This is a genomic window from Rhodoferax sp. ZS1R25, from assembly GCF_056521335.1.
Genome location: NZ_JBWMAZ010000001.1, coordinates 1,936,150 through 1,957,940 on the forward strand (window position 1 = coordinate 1,936,150; position 21,791 = coordinate 1,957,940).

General features: G+C 62.8%; 14 protein-coding genes. 13 read left to right on the forward strand and 1 reads right to left on the reverse strand.

The window, feature by feature from the left end; all coding sequences use genetic code 11:
- Nucleotides 1-31 precede the first annotated feature (31 nt).
- From AC097R_RS09255 to AC097R_RS09290, 8 genes are read left to right on the forward strand one after another with little or no spacing between them, the layout of a single operon-like run.
- Entirely contained in the window at nucleotides 32-820 is a 789-nt protein-coding gene (locus tag AC097R_RS09255) for an amino acid ABC transporter ATP-binding protein (protein WP_479597787.1), read from the forward strand.
- Nucleotides 817-1,476, forward strand: coding sequence for an amino acid ABC transporter permease (locus tag AC097R_RS09260; protein WP_479597788.1), 660 nt, complete (start codon nucleotides 817-819; stop codon nucleotides 1,474-1,476). Before AC097R_RS09255 ends, AC097R_RS09260 begins: the two co-directional genes overlap by 4 nt.
- Complete coding sequence (locus AC097R_RS09265; RefSeq protein WP_479597789.1) at nucleotides 1,473-2,159, forward strand: amino acid ABC transporter permease; 687 nt, start codon at nucleotides 1,473-1,475, stop codon at nucleotides 2,157-2,159. Before AC097R_RS09260 ends, AC097R_RS09265 begins: the two co-directional genes overlap by 4 nt.
- Nucleotides 2,156-3,559 (forward strand): amidase, encoded by a 1,404-nt coding sequence (locus AC097R_RS09270; RefSeq protein ID WP_479597790.1) that lies wholly within the window; start codon nucleotides 2,156-2,158, stop codon nucleotides 3,557-3,559. Before AC097R_RS09265 ends, AC097R_RS09270 begins: the two co-directional genes overlap by 4 nt.
- 34 nt (nucleotides 3,560-3,593) lie before the next feature.
- Complete coding sequence (locus AC097R_RS09275) at nucleotides 3,594-4,442, forward strand: amino acid ABC transporter substrate-binding protein (RefSeq protein ID WP_479597791.1); 849 nt, start codon at nucleotides 3,594-3,596, stop codon at nucleotides 4,440-4,442.
- Nucleotides 4,443-4,479: 37 nt separating this feature from the next.
- On the forward strand, nucleotides 4,480-6,078 hold the full coding sequence (locus tag AC097R_RS09280) for a methyl-accepting chemotaxis protein (protein ID WP_479597792.1): 1,599 nt from the start codon (nucleotides 4,480-4,482) through the stop codon (nucleotides 6,076-6,078).
- Between the two features lie 20 nt (nucleotides 6,079-6,098).
- The gene (locus AC097R_RS09285; RefSeq protein ID WP_479597793.1) at nucleotides 6,099-7,046 is read left to right on the forward strand and encodes an ornithine cyclodeaminase family protein; all 948 of its coding nucleotides are present in this window, start codon (nucleotides 6,099-6,101) and stop codon (nucleotides 7,044-7,046) included.
- A complete protein-coding gene (locus AC097R_RS09290) occupies nucleotides 7,043-8,248 on the forward strand; it encodes a D-amino acid dehydrogenase (RefSeq protein ID WP_479597794.1) in 1,206 nt (401 codons plus the stop codon). The genes AC097R_RS09285 and AC097R_RS09290 overlap by 4 nt, the downstream gene beginning before the upstream one ends.
- 13 nt (nucleotides 8,249-8,261) lie before the next feature.
- Here AC097R_RS09290 and AC097R_RS09295 read toward each other — a convergent pair whose 3' ends face one another.
- Nucleotides 8,262-10,478: a molybdopterin-dependent oxidoreductase gene (locus AC097R_RS09295; RefSeq protein ID WP_479597795.1), complete on the reverse strand. Its 2,217-nt coding sequence runs from the start codon at nucleotides 10,476-10,478 to the stop codon at nucleotides 8,262-8,264.
- A 109-nt stretch (nucleotides 10,479-10,587) separates the two neighbouring features.
- Here AC097R_RS09295 and AC097R_RS09300 point away from each other — a divergent pair, with 109 nt between their 5' ends.
- The 5 genes from AC097R_RS09300 (at nucleotide 10,588) to AC097R_RS09320 (ending at nucleotide 21,790) form a co-directional block, all read left to right on the forward strand.
- Entirely contained in the window at nucleotides 10,588-11,925 is a 1,338-nt protein-coding gene (locus AC097R_RS09300) for an NAD(P)/FAD-dependent oxidoreductase (protein WP_479597796.1), read from the forward strand.
- Between the two features lie 44 nt (nucleotides 11,926-11,969).
- The gene (locus tag AC097R_RS09305) at nucleotides 11,970-15,056 is read left to right on the forward strand and encodes a CHAT domain-containing protein (protein ID WP_479597797.1); all 3,087 of its coding nucleotides are present in this window, start codon (nucleotides 11,970-11,972) and stop codon (nucleotides 15,054-15,056) included.
- 41 nt (nucleotides 15,057-15,097) lie between these two features.
- Nucleotides 15,098-16,285: a hypothetical protein gene (locus AC097R_RS09310; protein ID WP_479597798.1), complete on the forward strand. Its 1,188-nt coding sequence runs from the start codon at nucleotides 15,098-15,100 to the stop codon at nucleotides 16,283-16,285.
- Nucleotides 16,286-16,386: 101 nt separating this feature from the next.
- Nucleotides 16,387-19,299 (forward strand): aconitate hydratase, encoded by a 2,913-nt coding sequence (locus AC097R_RS09315; protein WP_479597799.1) that lies wholly within the window; start codon nucleotides 16,387-16,389, stop codon nucleotides 19,297-19,299.
- 13 nt (nucleotides 19,300-19,312) lie between these two features.
- Nucleotides 19,313-21,790 carry a beta-glucosidase gene (locus AC097R_RS09320; protein WP_479597800.1) on the forward strand — a complete coding sequence of 826 codons (2,478 nt, stop codon included), beginning with the start codon at nucleotides 19,313-19,315 and terminating at the stop codon, nucleotides 21,788-21,790.
- The last annotated feature ends 1 nt before the right edge of the window (nucleotide 21,791 follow it).

Below are 21,791 nucleotides of genomic sequence, written 5' to 3' on the forward strand. Positions count from 1 at the left end.
CTCCTGCCATCTTCAAACCAGGCCAAACCAAATGAACAACGCATTGCTACGCGTCGATGGACTGCACAAGCGCTACGGCGAACTTGATGTGCTCAAAGGGATCTCCTTCGATCTCAAAAAGGGAGAAACACTCTCACTGATCGGCCCTAGTGGCTCCGGCAAGTCCACCTGCTTGCGCTGCCTGAACTTTCTGGAGCGGCTGGATGCTGGGTCGGTCTACCTTGGCGAGGAGCGCATTGGTCAACGTATAGACAAGAGCGGGAAGCTGCATTTTTTGACCGATCGAGAATTGGCACCACAGCGGCGCGAAATGGGAATGGTTTTTCAGCTGTTCTATTTGTGGCCACACCTGACCGTACGCGACAACGTAGCCCTGGGGTCTATCAAGGCAGCAGGCATGCGCAAAGCAGAGGCCTATGAGCTGGCGGACGAAATGTTGAACAAAGTGCATTTGTCCAAGAAGGCGGCGGAGTATCCGGATCGTCTATCCGGCGGGCAACAGCAACGAGTCGCGATTGCCCGTACGCTGGCTCAACAGCCCCAAGTCATCTTGTTTGACGAGCCCACTTCGGCACTAGATCCAGAACTGGTGGGAGAAGTGCTGACGGTGATCCGTGAGCTCGCCGATGAAGGCCGTTCAATGATTCTGGTGACGCATGAAATTCGCTTCGCCAGGGATGTTGCAGACCGTGTGATCTTTATGGATGGTGGCCACGTGGTGGAGCAAGGATCGGCCCAAGAGGTCATTGATCGACCCCAGCAAGAACGCACTCGCAACTTTCTCGGGCAGGCCGCCGGACGACCAGTGGGCCAACCATGATCGCCGATCTCGAGCTATTTTTTCGAATCCTCGCAGGACTGTTGGAAGGGGCGAAAGTGGCCTTGGAGATTGCCGCTGGAGCCTTCGTCATTGCATTGCTGGGCGGCATGCTGCTGGCGGTCACCGTCACATTCGTGCGCCTGCGTCTGTTAAAGCTCGTGATCGCTGCCTACATCGAATGGATGCGCAACATTCCGGCCTTGGCACATCTGTTTGTCATCTACTTCGGCTTGGCTACATTCGATATCCGCTTCTCTCCTCTGGCTGCTGCCACTTTGGGCTTGGGCCTGGTCGGAGCCGCGGTGTTGTGCGATGTCTTCGCCGCAGGACTGCAGTGCATCCATCCCGGTCAACGTGAAGCTGCGCTGGTGGTGGGAATGACTCCGCAGCAAACGCTGCTGCACATTCTCTTTCCGCAAATGTTCCGGCTGACCTGGTCCTCTTTGGCCAACTACAGCAGCCAATTGGTGAAAGACACCTCCATTGCATCTGCGATTGCAGCGCCAGAGGTCATGTTTTTCGCACGCAATTTGGTGACCTCTACGTTTGAAACCACCCTTATTTACCTGGCTGCCATGCTGGTGTACGCGGGCATGGTGTTGCCCGTCAGCTGGGGCTTTGCGCGGGCCGAACGCCTGATGGAGAGCAAACGATGAACGCCTTTTTCTCTGTGTTCCAGCAGTACTGGCCTGAGTGGTGGCCACGACTTCTGGAAGCCGCAAAAATGACAGTCCAGCTTTCGTTTGTTGGTTTTGCACTGGCGTTGTTGTGGGGAGCCATTCTGGTAGCAATGCTTCGCTGCCAATCCGGATTTGTGCGCTGGTTGGCAAATGTTTTTATCCAGTTCGTACGCACCTTGCCGCTCCTGGCCTTGCTTCTGACGCTGTATTTCGCATTGCCTCCCTTGGGTCTGACCTTGTCTGGTTTCTGGGCAGGCATATTGGGGCTTGGTCTTCATGGGGCCGCCTACGTCGCGGAGATCCTGCGTGGGGGGCTGCAATCCATCCACCGAGGGCAAGGAGAAGCTGCACTGGCGGTCGGTTTGGCGCCGCACCAGGTTTTTTTGCAGGTGATCTTTCCCCAAGCCTTGCGGGTCATGCTGCCGTCTTTGGTGAACACCTACGTTGCCCTCTTGAAAGATAGCTCGCTATGCGCCCTGATTGCCACCGATGAGCTGATGCTGGCCGCACGGGCCATGTCCAGCGAGTACTTTTTGCCACTGCATATTTTTTTGCTGGTGGGCTTGTTCTACTTCGCCATCGCATTTCCCCTGTCGATGCTCTCCCGATTGCTGGAACGGCGGCTATCGCGTGGCCGTCGGGTCATGGGGGGCGTATGAGCGGTACGGAACTTACTTTCGCTTCTATGGTGCAGACGCTAGAGGCCCTGGCCGATGGTCGCCTGAACAGTGAGGAACTCGTCACCCGGCAATTGGCGCGCATCGAAGCATTCGATTCCAAGCTGCATGCGTATTTGGATGTTTATCAGGAAGAGGCTTTGCAAGCAGCGCGCGGCTTGGACAGCATGCGACGTGCTGGCTATACCGTGGGGCCACTGCACGGCATCACAGTGGCCATTAAAGATTTGTTCGAAATTCAAGGCCGCCCGATTACCGCCGGCTCCAAAGCCCTCCCTGCTAGAACCTCCAGCTCGACCGCAACCACAGTGGATCGCTTGCGTTCTGCCGGAGCCATTGTGTTGGGAAAAACCCATACCGTGGAGTACGCCTTTGGCGGCTGGGGTACCAATGCCTCCATGGGCACGCCCTGGAACCCGTGGGATCTCAAGGTACATCGCATTCCTGGAGGATCCAGTAGCGGCTCCGCCGTGGCCGTAGCCGCTGGCATGGCGTGTGCCGCGCTGGGAACAGATACGGGCGGGTCGGTCCGCATCCCTGCAGGTCTGTGCGGTCTCGTCGGCTTGAAGACCACCCATGGGTTGATTAGTCGCTACGGGTTGATAGACCTTTGCCCTACCCATGACACGGTAGGGCCTCTAACCAGAACAGTACAAGACTGTGCCTTGATGTTGGACGTACTGGCGGGTCCTGATCCACGAGACCCTGTTTCGCGGCGCGCGCCTGTGCGCAGCGTATCGGAGCGGATCACACGTGATGTACAGGGTATGCGGGTTTGGGTGCTGCCCCAGGCTGAGCGCTCAGGTGTGGATCTGGAGGTCCTGGCCGCCTATGACACGGCACTGTCGGTGCTGGTCAAGCTGGGTATGGTGTTGGTAGAAAAGCCTTTGCCACAAAGCCTGGAAAAGTCCATGGGCATCGCAGGCAACCTGATGAGTGCCGAAGGCTATGCCAATCTGGGTGCACTGTTCGAGCGCAGTGAGCTTCAGTTTGACCCCCATATCAAGCGCCGCATTCTTTTGGGGCGTGACATCAGCGCTGCTGGCTATATTGATTTACTGAAGGCACGGGAGGCCGCGATTGCAGAGATGCGGGACGCCATGTCCAGCGTGGATGTCTGCGTGTTTCCCACGAACGCCATTACGGCCATTGCCCTGACTGATGTAGATGAGTTGGCAACACCACTGTCGCGATTTGGCCGTTTTGTCAATTTGTTGGACTTGTGTTCCGTTGCCATTCCGGCCGGACTATCGACACAGGGAATGCCCATTTCCATCCAGATAGTGGGGGACGCCTTTGCTGAACCCACGGTTTTGCAGGCTGCGTTTGCATTCGAGCAGGCAACGATCTGGCACCGAGCTGTCCCTCCCGCATTGGTTTGAAAGGCAGGTCCATGTGAAATTCAGATGTTGGCTCATGCTGCCCCTGCTGTGGGAAGTCATGCTGGCGCATGCCCAGACGCCGGACAGCCCCACACTTCAGCGCATTGCCAGCCGAGGCTCAGTCAGCGTTGGCTACATCCCCACACCTGGAACCTTTGCATTTGAGAATGCGCAGGGGCAAACCGTCGGTTACTCCATTGATCTGTGCAATCGGGTCATTGAGGCAGTGCGCAAGACGCTGAAACGTCCCGATTTGACCGTCACTTACCAGCCTCTGCAGGGCGCGCAGCGCATTCCGTTTCTCAAGTCGGGTGCCATCGACATGGAATGCGGCGGCAATACCAATACGGTGGCTCGGCAGAAGGATGTTGAATTCTCTTACACGTTCTTCACCACCGGAGCGCGCCTGCTTACCCGCAAGCCGCTCAGGGTGGAAAACAACGCCGAACTTTGGCGCAAGCGCATCGCTGTGAGCAGGGGGACGACGGCGGAGATGCTGGTACTGAAGTTGCAGACGGAGCAAAACTTGGCAGTTTTGACAGTCGCAACGGATGTCGAAGGGCTGGCCTTGGTAGAGGCCGGCACCGCGGACGCATTTGCACAGGACGACATTCTGCTGTACGGGCTCATGGGGCAATCCCGCAGCAGGGACACCCTCATGGTCACGGGGCGCTTTATGTCGGTGGAGCCCTACGCTTTCATGTTGCCTAAGGGCGATCCAACATTTCTAGCGATTGTGGACAAAACATTGCTGGCGCTGATGACCTCAGGCGAATTGCTGTCTCTCTACAAGAAGTGGTTTGAAACCGACACCGTTCATATGCCGATGAATGTGTACATGCGAGAGAACCTGCGATATCCCAACAAGTACGGAATTCCCTAGCAACTGTCGCCACTAAAAAGTCGTTTGGAGTGTCTTTATGTTTTTTGTTCAGCTGCTCAGCATTCGGTCTCGCTTTTACCTTGTTCTTGCTGCTGTGTCCTTATCTCTAACAGCTCTGGGCGTTTGGGGGTGGATATCGGCAGAGCAGGTTAGCCGTAACACCACCGCGATCTTTATCCAATCCAATGTCGCCGCCGCAGACAGTGCAGCATTGCGCGAATCATTGAGTCGGATGCGGCGTTGGGAGAGCGCTGCGGTTGCCATTGGCACGTCGAATGCCGATCAGGTGCAGGAGCTTATTGGGGTGTGGCAAAGAGAAATCCAACAAGCGCAAAAAATGGGGGACCAAATTCGCGCGACCAACGAGGGGAACTCGGCGATTACCCATCTGCTGGAAAAACAAAAAGAACTGATAAGTCGCTATGTCGCTCTTCTCGCCCCAATCTTGTCGCAGTTGCAGAGTGGTGTCATTGACGGGCTTTCTGCACTAGCCTATTCCGCTAAGGCGGATGAGACTTTTAAGGCGCTTGAAGACAACACGCGGCAATTGGTAGAGGTGCAGCATGCGGTGGAGGTCAACTCACGTGAGGCGATGGCGCTGCAATCCAATGCCGCATCTTTGTTGCGGTTAGGACTGGTTGCATTGACGCTGCTGTTACTGGTGCCGCTGATGTGGCTTGCGCTGCGCTCGGTGTGCGAGCCCCTGGATCGCGCCGTCGTGATTGCACGGCGCATTGCTTCGGGCGACTTGAGCCAGGCTATTGCTGTGGAGGGACGCGACGAGACCTCGCAGTTGCTTCAGGCGATCGCAGAGATGCAGTCGTCGCTCGGTGGCGTTGTCGGGGAGGTGAGGCAGGCGGCTGAGTCGATTCGCCTGGCGAGTGCAGAAGTTGCCATCGGCAATCTGGATTTGAGCCGCCGCACCGAGCAAACTGCCAGCGACTTGCAGCAGTCAGCTGCACATATGTCTGCGCTGACCCGCACGGTCCAGCTCTCTGAATCGTCAGCTGAGCGCGTCAATGAGCTTGCGTCTTCCGCAATGAAGGTGGCTGCACAAGGCGGCGCCGTAGTCGCCAAAGTGGTTGCAACCATGCGCGATATCCATGGGAGTTCACAAAGAATCTCGAACATTATTTCAGTGATCGATGCCATTGCCTTTCAGACCAACATATTGGCGCTGAACGCTGCAGTCGAGGCTGCACGAGCCGGGGAACAGGGGCGAGGCTTTGCAGTGGTCGCCAGTGAGGTGCGTAATTTGGCGACCCGGTCTGCGCAGGCGGCCAAAGAGATCAAGGATTTGATCGATGTCAGTGTTGACAGCGTAGCGGCGGGCTCCCAACTGGTTGCAGCCGCTGGGCACACCATGACCGGCATCGTAGCGTCGGTCCAGCGCGTGACGGAGGTCATCGCCGACATCAACAGAGCTGCGGCAGACCAGGGCGCTGAGATTGCCCAAGTCAACAACGCCATCAATGCCTTGGACCAGATGACCCAGCAGAACGCTGCCCTGGTGGAGCAAAGTGCTGCCGCGTCGGAGAGTCTTCAAGGCCATGCCGAGAGGCTGGCGGAGCGCGTGGGCACCTTCCGTCTCGCGCCGCATGCGCACTACCTTCTCAGCCATTCACCCATCCATTGACCATTTTTTTAGGACGTCCCATGAAACTGCTACACCTTGATGACAAAGTGATTTCCAGTCTGCTCGATTACCCGGCTGTCGTCGATATTCTGCAAGCGTCGTTCGAAGACTTGGCGCGAGGGCAGGCACAAGTGCATGACCGGCAGCGCACCGACAGTGGAGCTTTCCGACTGAGCTCCATGGGTGCCGTGTGGGGTGCGAGAAAAGTAGCCGGCCTCAAGGTCTATCCCACAGTCAATGGGCAATTTTCGTTCTTGATTAACCTGTTCGACCTTGATAGCAACTTGCCTATTGCAGTGTTGGATGGAGCAGAGATTACCAAGTTCAGGACCGCCGGTATTACCGCCATGGTGGCGCGCAAGGCGGCACGGAAAGACTCCAAGAAACTGGCTTTGCTCGGAGCCGGCTTCCAAGGACGTGCTCAGGCTCGGGCGTTGAGCCATTTCTTCCGCTTTGATGAGATTGCCGTGGTGGACCCTGTGGTAGATACGGAATGGTGCACCCAGTTGATGCTTCAAACTGGTGCGCAGGTTCGGGTGCGAAGTGCAGAGGCGGCTGTGCGCGATGCTGACATAGTCGTGACGGCAACGCGTTCTTCCGAGCCAGTTTTTGATGGGCACTGGCTCAAGCCTGGGGCCTTCGTCTCCGCCATTGGGACCAGCTCTGCGAAAGGACGAGAACTGGACGATGTGACGTTGACGCGTGCGAAACGGATCATTGTCGAGTGGAAGCCACAAAGCTTGCGTGAGGCTGGCGAGCTGGTGTTGTGGAACACCGGTGCGGAACTGGAAAAGGTAGTCGACATCCCCGAGCTATGTGCCGGGCAGCAGTCTTGGCGGTCCGGGGACGAGGACATCATCGTATCCAAATCTGTGGGGGTCGGGCTCTCTGATGTGGCCTGCGCCTACTTGGCATACACCTTAAGCACCAAGGCTTGTATGGGCCTGTCTCGGGGAGTTGCTGCATGAAAGTTTGTGTGCTGGGTGCCGGTATCGTGGGGTGTGCTACGGCATACCAGTTGGCCAAGCAGGGCTACGAGGTACATCTGGTGGACGAAGCCGAAGGCCCCGGCCTCTTGACCAGTCACGCCAACGGTGCCCAGCTCAGCTATAGCTATGTAGAGCCACTGGCCTCGCCACATACTCTTGCTTCGCTTCCCCATATGTTGCTTTCGGGCGACTCGCCGCTGCGGTTTTCAGCCCAACTCGACTGGAGGCAGTGGTACTGGGGTCTGCAGTTCTTGACATCATGCACCTCCCGCCAAGTACGGGCGGGGACAACAACGCTATTGCGACTGTCCAGCTTAAGTCGCCAAACGCTGACCCAATGGATGGCGGATGAGGAGTGGTCTTTTGACTTTCAGTGCAATGGAAAGTTGGTGCTTTGCCCCACACCATCCAGCTTGGACCGGCAACGCCAGCAAATAGCGTTTCAAAAGCAATTTGGATGTGTGCAGTCTTTGTTGTCCGCCGAAGAGTGTCTGGAACATGAGCCGACCCTGCGGCACTACCGCGATCATTTTGTGGGCGGCGTGTGGACAGCCGATGAATGCGTCGCGGATCCCCACCAGCTTTGTCAGCATCTGTCCCGGAGTGTGCAGCAAATGGGCGGCACTTTATCCTGGGCAACGCGTCTACAGGGATTTGAAATTCGGAGTGACCGACTGATAGCCGTGCGCACCAGCCAGGGCGAGTTTCAGGCGGACGCCTTTGTGTTGGCTACTGGGGCAAGCGTGGCTCGCCATGCGGCTATGTTGGGGCTCTATCTGCCGATATACCCCATCAAAGGTTACAGCATCACTGTGCCGATTAAGGACAGCGTACGCACTCCGCGCGTGAGTGTGACGGACTTGGCGCAGAAAACGGTATTTGCCCCATTGGGCGGACGTCTGCGAGTCGCTGCCTTGGCAGAAATGGGTGGCTATGGGCTATCTATTCCCGAGGATCGTATTGCCAGGATCGCGGCCTCAGTTGAGTCCGTGTTTCCTGGTGCCTGCGACCTCTCGATGCCGAGCACATGGGCAGGCCTAAGGCCCGCAACACCAAACTCGATTCCTGTCATTGGGCGCCGCAAATTCCACAACCTGTTTCTGAATGCCGGTCATGGTGCGTTGGGTCTCACGTTGGCTGCAGGCAGTGCAATGATGATTTCCCAGGAAATCACCCGATAACAGAAGCCACAGCCTAGGCCGCCTCCATCGTAATCGCCACCCCACCCAACACCGCATTCCCCGACAACGGATCGCGCAGCTGGTCGTCCAGCAGGGCGTTGATGTTGGTGCCGGGCCGTTCGGCGGCCACTGACAGCTGGGCGCCGGCCAGGTTGTGGCCCCAGCCGTGGGGCAGGCTGACCACGCCGGGCATCATCTCTGCGCTGATGTGTACCTGGGCTTGCACGCTGCGTGTGCCGTTGCGCAGCGTAGCCTGGGCGCCGTCGGTCACGCCGTGGCGTGCGGCATCAATGGGGTGGACCAGTGCGGTGCAACGGAACGGGCCTTTGGCCAGCGTGGGCAGGTTGTGCATCCAGCTGTTGTTGGTGCGTACATCGCGCCTGCCGATGATGACCAAATCGGGCGCTGGCCGGCGTAGATCCTGCGCAGCGCGCTTCAAATCTTGTAGCAACATGGGCGGCGCCAACTCTACCTTGCCGCTGGGCGTGCGCAGCATTTCGGGGATGCGGGGCTGCAGTTCGCCCAGGTCGATGCCGCCGGTTTGGTTGACATCCATCACTTTTTGCAGCGACAAGCCATCGGGCTTTTGGCCGAACTGGTCGCCATAGGGGCCGGTGCGCAGCGCTACTTCGAGTGTGCGCAGCGGACCGCGCAGGTTCTGGGTGGCGGCGACAACGGCAGCGGCGTGGGTGCCAAACAGGCGCTGGGCGTCCTCCGCAAACTGGACGTCGTCCAGCGCGTTGGCATCGGCCTGTGCGCCCTTGCCCTGGACGATGGCGGCGATCTTCAGCAGCGTCTGCCATTCCTCGGGCTGGCCCGCAGGCGTGGGCAGCACGCGCGGGCTGTAGCGCGCATGGTTGCGCCACGACAGCTGGGGAAAGGCCACGTCGTAATGCCAGTCTTCCAGCGGCGAGGGGCCGGGCAAGATGACGTCGGCATGGCGCGTGGTCTCGTTCAGGTAAATGTCCAGGCTGACCATGAAGTCCAGCGACTCCAGCGCTTGCGACAGGCGGGGCCCGTTGGGGCTGGAGAGCACCGGGTTGGTCGCCACGGTGATCAGGGCGCGCAGCTGGCCTTCGCCCGGGGTCTCAATTTCTTCGGCAATGCAGGTCAGCGGCAGCTCGCCATACACCTCGGGCGCGCCGCTCACGCGGGCGTGGTGGCGACCTGTGGTGACGCCCTTGCCCGTGCCAGGCTTGCCGGCCGTGTTGGCCGCAAACGCGGCGGACTTGGCAAACAACATGCCGCCTTCGGTGTCCAGATGGCCGGTTAGCGTGTTGAGCACATCCACCAGCCAGCTGGCCAGCGTGCCGTACTCCTGCGTGCAGGTGCCAATGCGGCCATACACCGCGGCACGCGGCGTGGTGGCCAGCTGGCGTGCCAGCGCGCGAATGGTGTCGGCCGCCATGCCGCAGCGCGTGGCTACAGCGTCCGCGGAGAACGGCGCCATGGCCGCCCGCACATCGTCTACACCCACCACCCACTCGGCGACGCGACCCAGGGTGACCAAGTTTTCGGCAAACAGCGTGTGCACCAGAGCCGCCAGCAAAAACACATCTGAGCCAGGGCGGATGAAGTGGTGCGCATCGGCCAGGGCCGCCGTCTCAGTACGCCGCGGGTCGATCACGATGAGCTGGCCACCGCGCGCCTGCAATGCCTTGGCCTTGCCTTTGAAGTCGGGCACGGTCCACATGCTGCCATTGCTGGCCAGGGGGTTGGCACCAATCACCAGCATCAAGTCGGTGCGGCAGATGTCGGGCAGGGCGGTGGAGAGCCAGTGGCCATACATCAGGCCGCTGGCCAGCTGCTTGGGCATCTGGTCCAGGGTGGAGGCGGAAAACACATTCTTCGTGCCCAGCGCGCGGGACAGCTTGGCAAAGTAGGTCAGCAACCCGATCTTGTGCGCCGAGGGGTTGCCCACCACCACGCCCGTGGCGTTGCGCCCGTGCGCGGCGATGAGGGGTGGCAAGCGCTTCTCAATTTCGGCAAAGGCCTCCTCCCAGGTGGCTTCCACATGCACACCGTTGCGCTTAATGCGCGGGGTGCGCAGGCGGTCGGGGTCTTCGTGCAGGTCTTTCAGCGCAATGGCCTTCGGGCAGATATAGCCGCGGCTCAGCACATCGGCCTCGTGCCCGCGGATGCTGACGACCTGCTGGTCGCGCACCTTGATCTCCAGGCCGCAGCAGGCCTCGCACAGGGGGCAAATACGGTGGTGGGTGGTCTCGCTCATGGGGGCCTCGCAGGTTGGGTCGCTATGTCTGCGGCATTTACGCATGGTGGCACAGGGTTTGTCGATAACACAGGCGACATGTGCCTTGGGGCGCTGCTACGATGCCGGCATGACTTCACCAGCTTCAGCAGCGCGTGCGCGCATCGTCATCATCGGTTGCGGTTTTGGAGGACTGGAGGCGACCAAGGCCCTGCGCCACGCCGAGGTGGACATCACCGTGGTAGACCGGCAAAACCACCATCTCTTCCAACCCCTGCTGTACCAAGTGGCCACCGCGGGGCTCACCGCCCCCGCTATTGCCGAGCCCATACGCCGCATCTTCCGCCGCCAGCCCAATGTGACCGTGCTGATGGCCGAGGTGACCGGGCTGGACGCCCAGGCGCGCACCGTGCAGCTGGACGGCGGGAGTGGAGTGGGCCAGACGCTGCACTACGACCACCTGATCGTGGCTGCAGGCGCAACGCACAGCTATTTTGGGCACGACGACTGGGCCGCCCATGCGCCCGGCCTCAAGACGCTGGAAGATGCCTTCGTCATCCGCCGCCAGATGCTGATGGCCTATGAAGAAGCCGAAAGCCTGCCCGTGGAGGCGCCCGTGGCCGAACGCGATGCCTTGCTGACCTCCGTGGTCATCGGCGCCGGCCCCACGGGGGTGGAAATGGCGGGCACCATGGTGGAGATCGCGCGCCACACGCTCAAGGGCGAGTTCCGCCGCTTCCAGCCGCAGAAGGCGCGTGTGCTGCTGATCGAAGGCGGGCCGCGCGTGCTGGGCAACTACCCGCAGGCGCTGAGTGATAGCGCCAAACGCCAGCTCGAAAAAATTGGGGTGGAAGTGCGCCTGGGCGCCCGCGTCACGCACATCGATGCCCAGGGCATCACGGTGGAAGAGGGCGGGCAGACACAGCGAATTAATGCGGCCACCGTGGTCTGGGCGGCCGGCGTGGCGGCCTCGCCGCTGGGCAAGCTGGTGGCAGCCACCACGGGTGCCATGCTGGACCGCGCGGGCCGCGTGCAGGTGCTGCCGGACCTGAGCCTGGCCGGCCACCCCGAGATCAGCGTGGTGGGCGACCTGGCCGCCGCCATGAGCCATGTGCCGGGCAAGGAGCCCACGCCCGTGCCCGGCGTGTCGCCAGGCGCCAAGCAAATGGGCCGCACCGCCGCCGCCAACATTGTGCGGCGCCAGCAAGGGCTGGCCGGGTTGCCGTTTCGCTATGCCAACTACGGCGACCTTGCCACTATTGGCCGCAAGGCGGCGGTGGCTGATGTCGGCGTGCCGTTGCTGGGCCAGCTGCGCTTTACCGGTTTCCCGGCGTGGCTGTTCTGGTTGTTCATCCACGTGTTTTTCCTGATCGGTTTTCGCAACCGCTTGGTCGTGATGATTGACTGGGCCTGGTCGTACTGGACTTTTGAGCGCCACGCGCGCATCGTGGTGAAGCGCGACGCCTAACAACACCCTGCAGCCTTTTCGGCCGCAACCCGATGGAGTGACCGATGAGCCTGCTGCCAGTGCATAGCGTTCTCCGTGTGGGCCTGCTGCTGGTCTGCGCTGCGTGCTGGATGCCGGTGGCCATGGCCCAGTCCGAGCCGGATGAGCCCATGGCCATGGACGATGCGGAGACCAGCAGCCTCAAGTTCACGCCGGAGGAAGCCGCCCGCCTGCTGGCCCAGCCCCTGCCAGACGCCCCTGAGCCCCGGTACCAGCTCTTGCAGCGCCAGTACCGGGCTGCGCAATGGCTGGAAGACCGGAGTCGCTTTGTCGATGTGGCCCGGCAGTTGCTCACCGAGGGCAAGGGCAAGCCGGGGGGCGAGGCCTGGATCACGGCCTACCTGAATGCCGAATTCACCTGGGGCAGCTCCGGCAAGGCCCTGGAAGCCAGCGAGCCTTTTGTGGTGGACACAACGCTGCCCCTGGGGGTGCGTGCGTCGGTGGCTTTGCGCCAGACCTATTTCGCCGCGCAGAACAATGACCGAGCCGCTTTGGCCCGCTACTGGGCGCGTGCGGATGTCCTGGCCACGGATGCCCTGCAGCGTGGCGGCCCGATTCCGCCCCGTATGCCGATTGAGCGGCTGCAGGTGCGCGCGGAAGTGGAACGGCACCGCGGCGACTCTGCGGCCTCTGTGGCCACGCTGCGCGAGGCCGTGGGGCTGGCCCGGCGTGAGGTGCAGCAAGCACGGGCGCGCAGTACGGACGCGCGCAGCCCCGAGCTGCTGGACGCTATAGGCTGGCTGGACGGTTCCCTGGGCATGCTCACCTATGCGCTGGTGCGGCAAGGCCGCCCCCAGGAAGCCGTGAGCGTGGCGCAAGACAACATTGCCCTGTGGCGTTCGGGCCAGCTGAGCGACGGGCTGGGCGCACGCTGGAACTACCGCCTTGCGAACAGCCTGAATGCAACCCAGCAGTTCGAAGCAGGGCTGGCTGCGGCCCGCCAGTCGGATGCCATGCTGCAGCGTGCCGGCGCCAGTGCCGCCAGCCACACGCGTTGGTTGGCACGCCAGGAAGTGGTGCGCGGCCTGATTGGCCTGCAGCGTTGGAAGGAGGCGGACAGCGCGTACCGGGAGTTTTTGGCCAGCATGCCGGCCGATGTGCTGGCCCGCACGCGCGCCTCGGACTGGCGGCTGCTGGCGCTGCTGGCGGCCAAGAACGGGCGCCTGGACGAAGCCCTGGACGGGGTGGAGCGCATCCTGCGCTACAGAACCCGTCTGTACGGCACCAGCCACCCCCAGACGCAGGAGGCCGCGGGCGTACGCGCTGTGGTCCGCCTGCTGCGTGGCGAGGTGTCGCGTGCCATGTCCGACTACGAATCCTTGTTTGCTGCCACGCTGGACAACCCCGCGGGTTGGGTGGACCTGGACATGCGCGGGGTGCGCGGCTTTGTGTTCGGCGTGGCGTTCAACGAGTTCATGCGCTATGTGGCCGAGCATGCGGTCAAAGGCGAAGCGCTGGACGCCGCGATGACCGACCGCGCCATGCAAATTGCCGACCGCAGCAGCCTGGGCGTGACCCAACGCGCATTGACAGACAGCACCGCGCGCGTGATGGCCGCCACGCCGGCCTTGCGCGCTTTGCTGGAGCAGGAGCAGACCCAGCGCCAGGCCGCGGCGTTGCTGTTCTCTAAAGTCAATGACACACTGGGCCAGGAGGACCGCCTGCGCAGGGACGTGCAGGCCGATGGCTTCAAGGACTTGCCCGAGGAAGAGCAAAAAAGCCTGAACCGCCGCCTGCGCGAGGTGCGCGATCTGATCAAGCTGCAGCAGACCGAGGCTGGTAACGCCCGCGCAGTTCTGACAAAGCAGCGGGAGACCATCGCCAAACAGTTCCCGGGCTACGCCGATCTGGTCACCCCCACCACGCCCAAGCCCGAGCAGTTGCGCCGCCTGCTGGGCGCTGGCGAGGCCGTGCTGGTGGTCTACCCCACCGATGGCGGCACCCTGGTCTGGCTGGTGGGTGCCGAGGGCCACAACGGTTTCACTGCCAGCCCGTGGTCCGCCACCGACATCGCGCGGCGGGTGAATGAGCTGCGCACCCGGATGGACCTGGGCGCTGCAGAGCTCGGCAGGCAAGCCGCCTTGCCGCTGGCGCAATTGCACGCCCTGTACCAGGCGTTGCTGGGCCCGCTGGAGACGCCGCTGCGCGGCGTGCGTTCGCTGATCGTGGCCACCAGCGGTCCCCTGGCCAGTTTGCCGCTGGCCACCTTGGTGACCCACCCCCCCGATGGCAATGTGGCGCCAGCGTGGCTGGTGCGCCAGATGGCCGTGAGCCAACTGCCTTCTCCGTCGGCACTGCTGGCGCTGCGCCGTGCGGCAGCCGCACCGGCAGCGGCCAAGGCCTTGATGGGCTTTGGGGATCCGGTCTTCAAACTGGGGACTGAGGCCCGCCCGCCCGCGGCATCTCCCGCAGCGGCCGGTGTGGCCAGCCTGTTGGGTGCGGCGCTGGGAGCAGGTGCCGCCCGCTACGACGCCGAATGGGGCTTTCGCTATGGCGATGTACCACCCCTGCCCGAGACCCGGGCCGAACTGCTGGCCCTGGCCGCCGCGGTAGGTGCCGACCCGCAGGCCGATTTGCGGCTGGGTGTGCAGGCCACCCGGCGCGCGGTGCTGGAGGCCAATCTGGTGGACCGCCGTGTGGTTGCCTTTGCCACCCACGGCCTGATGCCCGGCGAGTTGCCCGGCATCTCCAAGCCCGCGTTGGCCATGTCGGCCACGGCGGACGCAGGTGAATCGCCCTTGCTGGAACTGGACGATGTGCTGGGGTTGCGCCTGAACGCACAGTGGGTGCTGCTGGCGGCCTGCAATACCGCGGCGGGTGAGGCGGGCGGTGCTGCGATGTCGGGGCTGGTGCGTGGCTTCTTCTTTGCCGGCGCACGCTCGGTGATGGCTACGCATTGGGGTGTGGAGTCCGAGTCGGCCGCTGCGCTCAGTACCGCCACCTTCCTGCAGCAGGCCAAGGGCGGGGCGGCGCGCAGCCAAAGCCTGCAACAAGCCCAACTGGCGATGATTGATGGCCAGCTGGGGGCCGGGCGCTGGACCCATCCTTTTTACTGGGCGCCCTATGCGCTGTTTGGCGATCCCGCACGGTAGCCCCTCTCACTCCACAAGCGTTTATGTACAACTCTCTTCCGATGTCAGTCCACGGTTCCGTCACACACCGGCTTGCCGCCGTCCTGGGAGGGCTGGCGCTGGCAGCGCTCAGCCTGGCCGGGGTGGCGGCGCATGCCACCGAGCCCGGTGGCGCGTTTGCCACGGTCTGGCGTATCCAGGGCCAGGTCACCGCGACCCGGGATGGCGGCCAGTCACGTGCCTTGCAGCTGGGGGACGCCGTCACGGTCGGTGAACGCGTCACGGCCACCAGCGGTGCGGAGGCGCTGCTCAAGACGGTGGATGCCGGAGCGATTGCTGTGCGGCCCGGGGCCAGTTTTGTGGCCGAGCGCTTTGCGGCCGAAGGCAAGGCCAGTGACCACGCCGCGCTGCGCCTGCTGGAAGGGGGCTTGCGCCTGGTGACGGGGTGGATAGGGCATATCAATCCGCGTGCCTACAAAATCACCACACCCACCTCTACCATCGGTATTCGCGGTACCGACCACGAACCCTATGTGGTGACCGAAGCCCTGGTGCCAACGTTGTCGCAGGCGGCGGGCACCTATGACAAAGTCAACCGCGGCGGCACCACCCTGGAGGCCAATGGCAACGCGCTGGACATTGACCCGGGCAAAGTGGGCTTTGCACGCCAGGTCAACCCCATCAAGACGCGGGCCCTGATGACCCTGGTGTTGCCGGTGATCTTGGACAAGGTGCCGGACTTTTATGTACCGGGCCAGTTCGATGCGGAGCTGGATGCGTTGTCCGCGCAGGCAGACGCCACCAGCAAACAACAACTGGACGCCCGGCGCAAGCCGCCTGCCTGCAACCCCACGGAAACCGCGCGCACCTGGCTGGCCCAGCTCGACGCTGCGATAGACCGGCAGGACACCGCCCAGATTTTGAAGATGTTCGCGCCAGATAGTGAAGTGCAGGCCACGGTGCGCGACAAGGCGGGGCAGTACACGACGCTGCGCCTGGAGCGTGAAGCGTTTGCCAGCAGTGCCGCCACCGCCGTGCAAAGCCTGTCCCACTACCAGCACCGCCGCCCGGTCACGCAAGCCCGTGCGCAGACGGCGGGTGACTGCACCCGCATCGTGGTCCGCTCCGTGGTCCTGGAGCAGGGCAAGCAGGGCGCCAAGGCTTACCGGTTTGAGTCCACCGAAGACTACGTGCTGGAACGCCAGGGCGATGCCTGGATCGCCGTGGAGGCGAAGACAACCCAACGTTGATGGTGTGGCGGCCCTTGCCAAAGCCCGGCGCCATGCAGTCGTCGCGCAATCACGCCACAATGGATACAGAACAACCTGCACCACCCCCGGAGGAGAACCCCATGCCCCACGCCTTTGCGTCCACCCTCAAAAACTTCAAGACCGCATCCGGCAAGGCCGGCAAGTTCTATTCCTTGCCTGCCCTGGCCAAGCAATTCCCCAATGTCAACCGCCTGCCGGTGTCCATGCGCATCGTGCTGGAGAGCGTGCTGCGCAACTGCGACGGCAAGAAGGTCACGGCCGAGCATGTGGCTGAAGTGGCCAACTGGAGCCCCACGGGCCACCGCACCAACGAAATTCCGTTTGTCGTCTCCCGCGTGGTGCTGCAGGACTTTACGGGCGTGCCGCTGTTGGCCGACCTGGCAGCCATGCGCAGCGTGGCCGTCAAGCTGGGCAAGAACCCCAAGCGCATTGAGCCGCTGGTGCCCGTGGATCTGGTGGTGGACCACTCGGTGATGGTGGACCACTACGGCAAGAAGAATTCGCTGGACCTGAACATGAAGCTGGAATTCCAGCGCAACCGCGAGCGCTATGAGTTCATGAAATGGGGCATGCAGGCGTTTGACACCTTCCGCGTGGTGCCACCGGGCTTTGGCATCGTGCACCAGGTGAACCTGGAGTATTTGGCACGCGGTGTGCACAAGACGGCGGCCGGTGTGTACTACCCCGACACGCTGGTCGGCACCGACAGCCACACCACCATGATCAACGGCATTGGCGTGGTGGCCTGGGGCTGCGGCGGCATTGAGGCCGAGGCTGCGATGCTGGGCCAGCCGGTGTACTTTTTGACGCCCGATGTGGTGGGCTTTGAGTTGACGGGCCGCCTGCGCGAGGGCGTGACGGCGACTGACCTGGTGTTGACCGTGACCGAGATCCTGCGCCGCCACAAGGTGGTGGGCAAGTTTGTCGAGTTCTATGGCGAGGGCACGCGCACGCTCGCGCTGCCCGACCGCGCCACCATTGCCAATATGGCGCCCGAGTACGGCGCCACCATGGGCTTCTTCCCCGTGGATGAGAAAACCATGGAGTACTTTGCGGGCACCGGCCGCACCAAGCCCGAGATGGAAGCCTTCGAGGCCTACTTCAAGGCGCAGGGCCTGTTTGGTGTGCCCAAGTCCGGCGACATTGATTACTCGCAAGTCGTGAAGCTGGACCTGGGCAATGTGACGCCGAGCCTGGCCGGCCCCAAGCGCCCGCAGGACCGCATCGAGCTGGGCAAAGTGGCCAGCCAGTTCGAGTCACTGTTCTCCAAACCCAATGCCGAGAATGGCTTCAACCAAAGCGCCGCCGTGTTCCACACCCGCCACCTGGCCCGCACCTGGGACGAGCCGCTGAGCGTCAAAGTGCCCAAGGCACCGCCCACGCCGCTGGGCGCGCCGCGCCAGGTGGTGGAGATGGAAAGCAGCAAGCCCACGCTAGCCGCGCATCACGCGCCCAACACGGCGTCTACCGCGGTGGCTGCGGGCAGTGGAACGGATGTGACCATCGGCAACGGCGATGTTCTGATCGCCGCCATCACCAGCTGCACCAACACCTCCAACCCCAGTGTGCTGTTGGCCGCGGGCCTGCTGGCCAAGAAGGCGGTCGAGGCGGGGCTCAAGGTCAAGCCCCACATCAAGACCAGTTTGGCGCCCGGCTCGCGCATCGTGACCGAATACCTGACCGAGACCGGCCTCTTGCCGTATCTGGAGAAGCTGGGCTTTGCGCTGGCGGGCTATGGCTGCACCACCTGCATCGGCAATGCGGGCGATCTGACGCCCGAGCTCAACGAAGTCATCACCACCAATGACCTGATTTGCGCCGCTGTGCTCTCAGGCAACCGCAACTTTGAAGCACGCATCCACCCCAACCTGAAGGCCAACTTTCTGGCCAGCCCGCCGCTGGTGGTGGCCTACGCGATTGCCGGCACGGTGACCCGCGACCTGATGACCGAGCCCGTGGGCAAGGGCAAGGGTGGCAAAGACGTGTACCTGGGCGACATCTGGCCGACCAGTGACGAGATCTACAAGCTGCTGAAGTACGCGATGAAAGGCAAGGCCTTCCGTGAGAACTATGCCAAGGTGAAGACCGAGCCCGGCAAGCTGTGGGACAAGATCAAGGGCGTGGCCGGTCAGGCCTATACCTGGCCCACCAGCACCTACATTGCCGAGCCGCCGTTTTTTGCAGACTTTGCTATGGATTCAGTAGCTGTTCGCGCAGGTTCTACGGGGGATACAGGCCTAAATGGTGCTGAATCAGCCTCGGTGGAGAGGGCCCGCATCATGGCGTTGTTTGGCGACTCCATCACCACCGACCACATCTCGCCGGCAGGCTCTATCAAGGAAAGTTCGCCCGCCGGCCAATGGCTGCGCGCGCATGGCGTGCAAAAGGCCGACTTCAACAGCTATGGCGCACGCCGCGGCAACCACGACGTGATGATGCGTGGCACCTTTGCCAACGTGCGCATCAAGAACCTGATGATCCCTGCCGATGCGGCCGGTTCGCGCGAAGAGGGCGGCGTAACCATCTACCAGCACGACGGCCCAGACCTTGGCCACAAGATGGCCATCTATGACGCCGCCATGCAGTACATGGCCGACGGTGTGCCCACCGTGATTTTTGCCGGCGAGGAATACGGCACCGGCTCCAGCCGCGACTGGGCCGCCAAAGGCACGCAGCTGTTGGGCATCAAGGCCGTGGTCGCCAAGAGCTTTGAGCGCATCCACCGCTCGAACCTGGTGGGCATGGGTGTGTTGCCGCTGCAGTTCAAGGGCACCGACTCCTGGCAGTCGCTGGGTCTCAAGGGCAACGAGCGCATTGACGTGATCCCCGATGCCAACCTCACGCCGCAAAGCGACGCCACGCTGCGCATCACGCGCGCCGACGGCAGCACGCAAGAGGTGACGCTGACGCTGCGCGTGGACACGCCGATCGAGGTGGACTACTACCGCGCGGGCGGCATTCTGCCTTTCGTGTTGCGCCAGTTGCTGGCCTGAGGAGACATACCCCATGACCGCATCGCACGAGTACGACACCATCCAGTCACTGCTGGACCAGCTCACCCTGGCCGAGCAGGTGAGCTTGCTGACTGGCGCCGACTTCTGGACCACGCAAGCCATTCCGCGACTGAACATCGGCGCCATCAAGGTCAGCGACGGGCCTAACGGCGCGCGTGGTGGCATGTTCAAGGATGGCCCGGCCACCGCCTGCTTTCCCGCAGGCATTGCACTGGCTGCTACCTGGAACACCGCGCTGCTGCAAGAGACCGGCGCGGCGCTGGGTGCCGAGGCCAAGCTCAAGGGCGCGCAGGTGCTGCTGGCCCCCACGGTGAACCTGCACCGCACGGTGTTCAACGGCCGCAACTTCGAGTGCTATTCCGAAGACCCGTGGCTGGCCTCCGAGATGGGCGTGGCCTATATCCGCGGTGTGCAAAGCCAGGGCGTGGCCGCCACCATCAAACACTTTGTGGGCAACGAGAGCGAGTACCAGCGCATGGACATCAGCTCGGACATTTCCGAGCGCGCACTGCGCGAGCTGTATTTGCTGCCCTTTGAGCGCGCGGTGAAAGAGGCCGGTGTGATGGCCGTGATGACGGCCTATAACCGCCTGGACGGCACGTTTGCGGCCAACCACCGCCGCCTGGTCAAGCAGGTGCTGCGCGAAGAATGGGGCTTTGACGGCATCGTCATGTCTGACTGGTTTGCCAGCATGGGCACCGTGGAGTCGACCGAGGCCGGCTGCGACCTGGAAATGCCCGGCACCACGCGCGCGCGCGGCGCGGCCCTGGTGCAGGCCGTGGAAGACGGGCGCGTGAACGCCCAGGCCGTGCGCGACTGCGCGGGCCGCATCTTGCGATTGATGCAGCGCCTGGGCCGTCTGCACAACGCCACCATTGCGCCCGAGAGTGCCGAAGACGTGCCGGCCCACCGCGCGCTGATCCGCAAGCTGGGAGCCGATGCCGCCGTGCTGCTGAAAAACGACGCTGGCCTGCTGCCGCTGGCACTGCAAGCCGGGCACACCGTGGCGCTGATTGGCCAGGCCGCTGTGGTGCCGCAAATCATGGGCGGTGGCAGCGCCACAGTCAATGCGCACTACCGTGTGGCCCCGCTGGCGGCGCTGCAGGCGCAGTGCCCGGGTGTCACCTTCACCCACCATGCGGGGGCCGATATCCACCGCTACGTGCCGGTGGTGCAGGCGCCCATGCAGGTGGAGTTTTTCAACAGCCTGGACTTCAGCGGCCCCGTTGTGTTCAGCCAGACCGTGGCCAACACCGAGCAGCTGTGGATCGACACCGTGCACCCTTCGGTGCACCGCGGCGCGTTCTCGGCCAAGGCCACGCTGCAATTCGTGGCGGACCAGGCGGGTGACTACCAGTTCTCGCTGATCAGCGCGGGCGTGAGCCGCGCCTTTATCAACGGCGTGTTGGCGGTAGACGCCTGGACCCAATGGTCCCGCGGCGAAACCTATTTCACCTTTGGCTGCAGCGAGGTGCGGCATGCGCGCACGCTGCAGGCCGGTGAGGTGTGCAACATGACGCTAGAGTTCAGCACCGCTGCACCCGAACACCTGGACATCAACGCCTTGCGCTTTGGGGCCCACCGTGTGCTGGGCGATGCAGACATCGAAGCCGCCGTGGCCGCTGCCAGTGCCGCTGATGTGGCCGTGGTGTTTGCCGGCCTGAATGCTGAGTGGGACAACGAAGGCCTGGACCGCACCAGCATGGAATTGCCGCACCGCCAGAACGAATTGATCGCGCGCGTCGCCGCGGCCAATCCGCGCACCGTGGTGGTGTTGCAAACCGGCTCGCCGGTCGAGTTGCCGTGGATAGACCAAGTGGGCAGCGTGCTGCAAGCCTGGTACCCCGGGCAAGAGTGCGGCAATGCGATTGCTGACGTGCTGCTGGGCCAGGCCGAACCCGGTGGCCGCCTGCCACAAACCTGGCCGGTGCGCGTGCAAGACTCGCCCGCGCTGGGCCAGCCGCTGCAGTACCCCGGTGTGGACGGCCACGTGCGCTACGACGAAGGCGTGTTCATCGGGTACCGCCACTATGAGCGCAAGGGCATCACGCCGCAGTTTCCGTTTGGCCATGGGCTGACCTACACGCAGTTTGAAGTGACCGCGCTGCGCCAGTCCGCCGACACGGTGGCGCCGGGCGGCAGCGTGGTGGTGGAAGTGGTGGTGCGCAATACCGGCAAGCGGGCCGGCACCGCCGTGGCACAGGTCTATGTGGCAGACCAAGCCGCCAGCGTGGAGCGGCCCGTGCGTGAACTCAAAGGCTTTGGCAAAGTGCACCTGGAGCCCGGGGCCAGTGCCATGGTGCGCGTGGTGCTGGGCATGCGTTCACTGGCATTTTTTGATGCAGCGCGCAAATCCTGGGTGGCGGAGGCGGGCGCATTCACGGTGTCGGCCGGCTTGTCGCAGGCAGACCTGCAGGCCCACCAAGTGCTCACCCTCACGGGCGATTGGACAGAGGCCTGCCAGGGCTGAG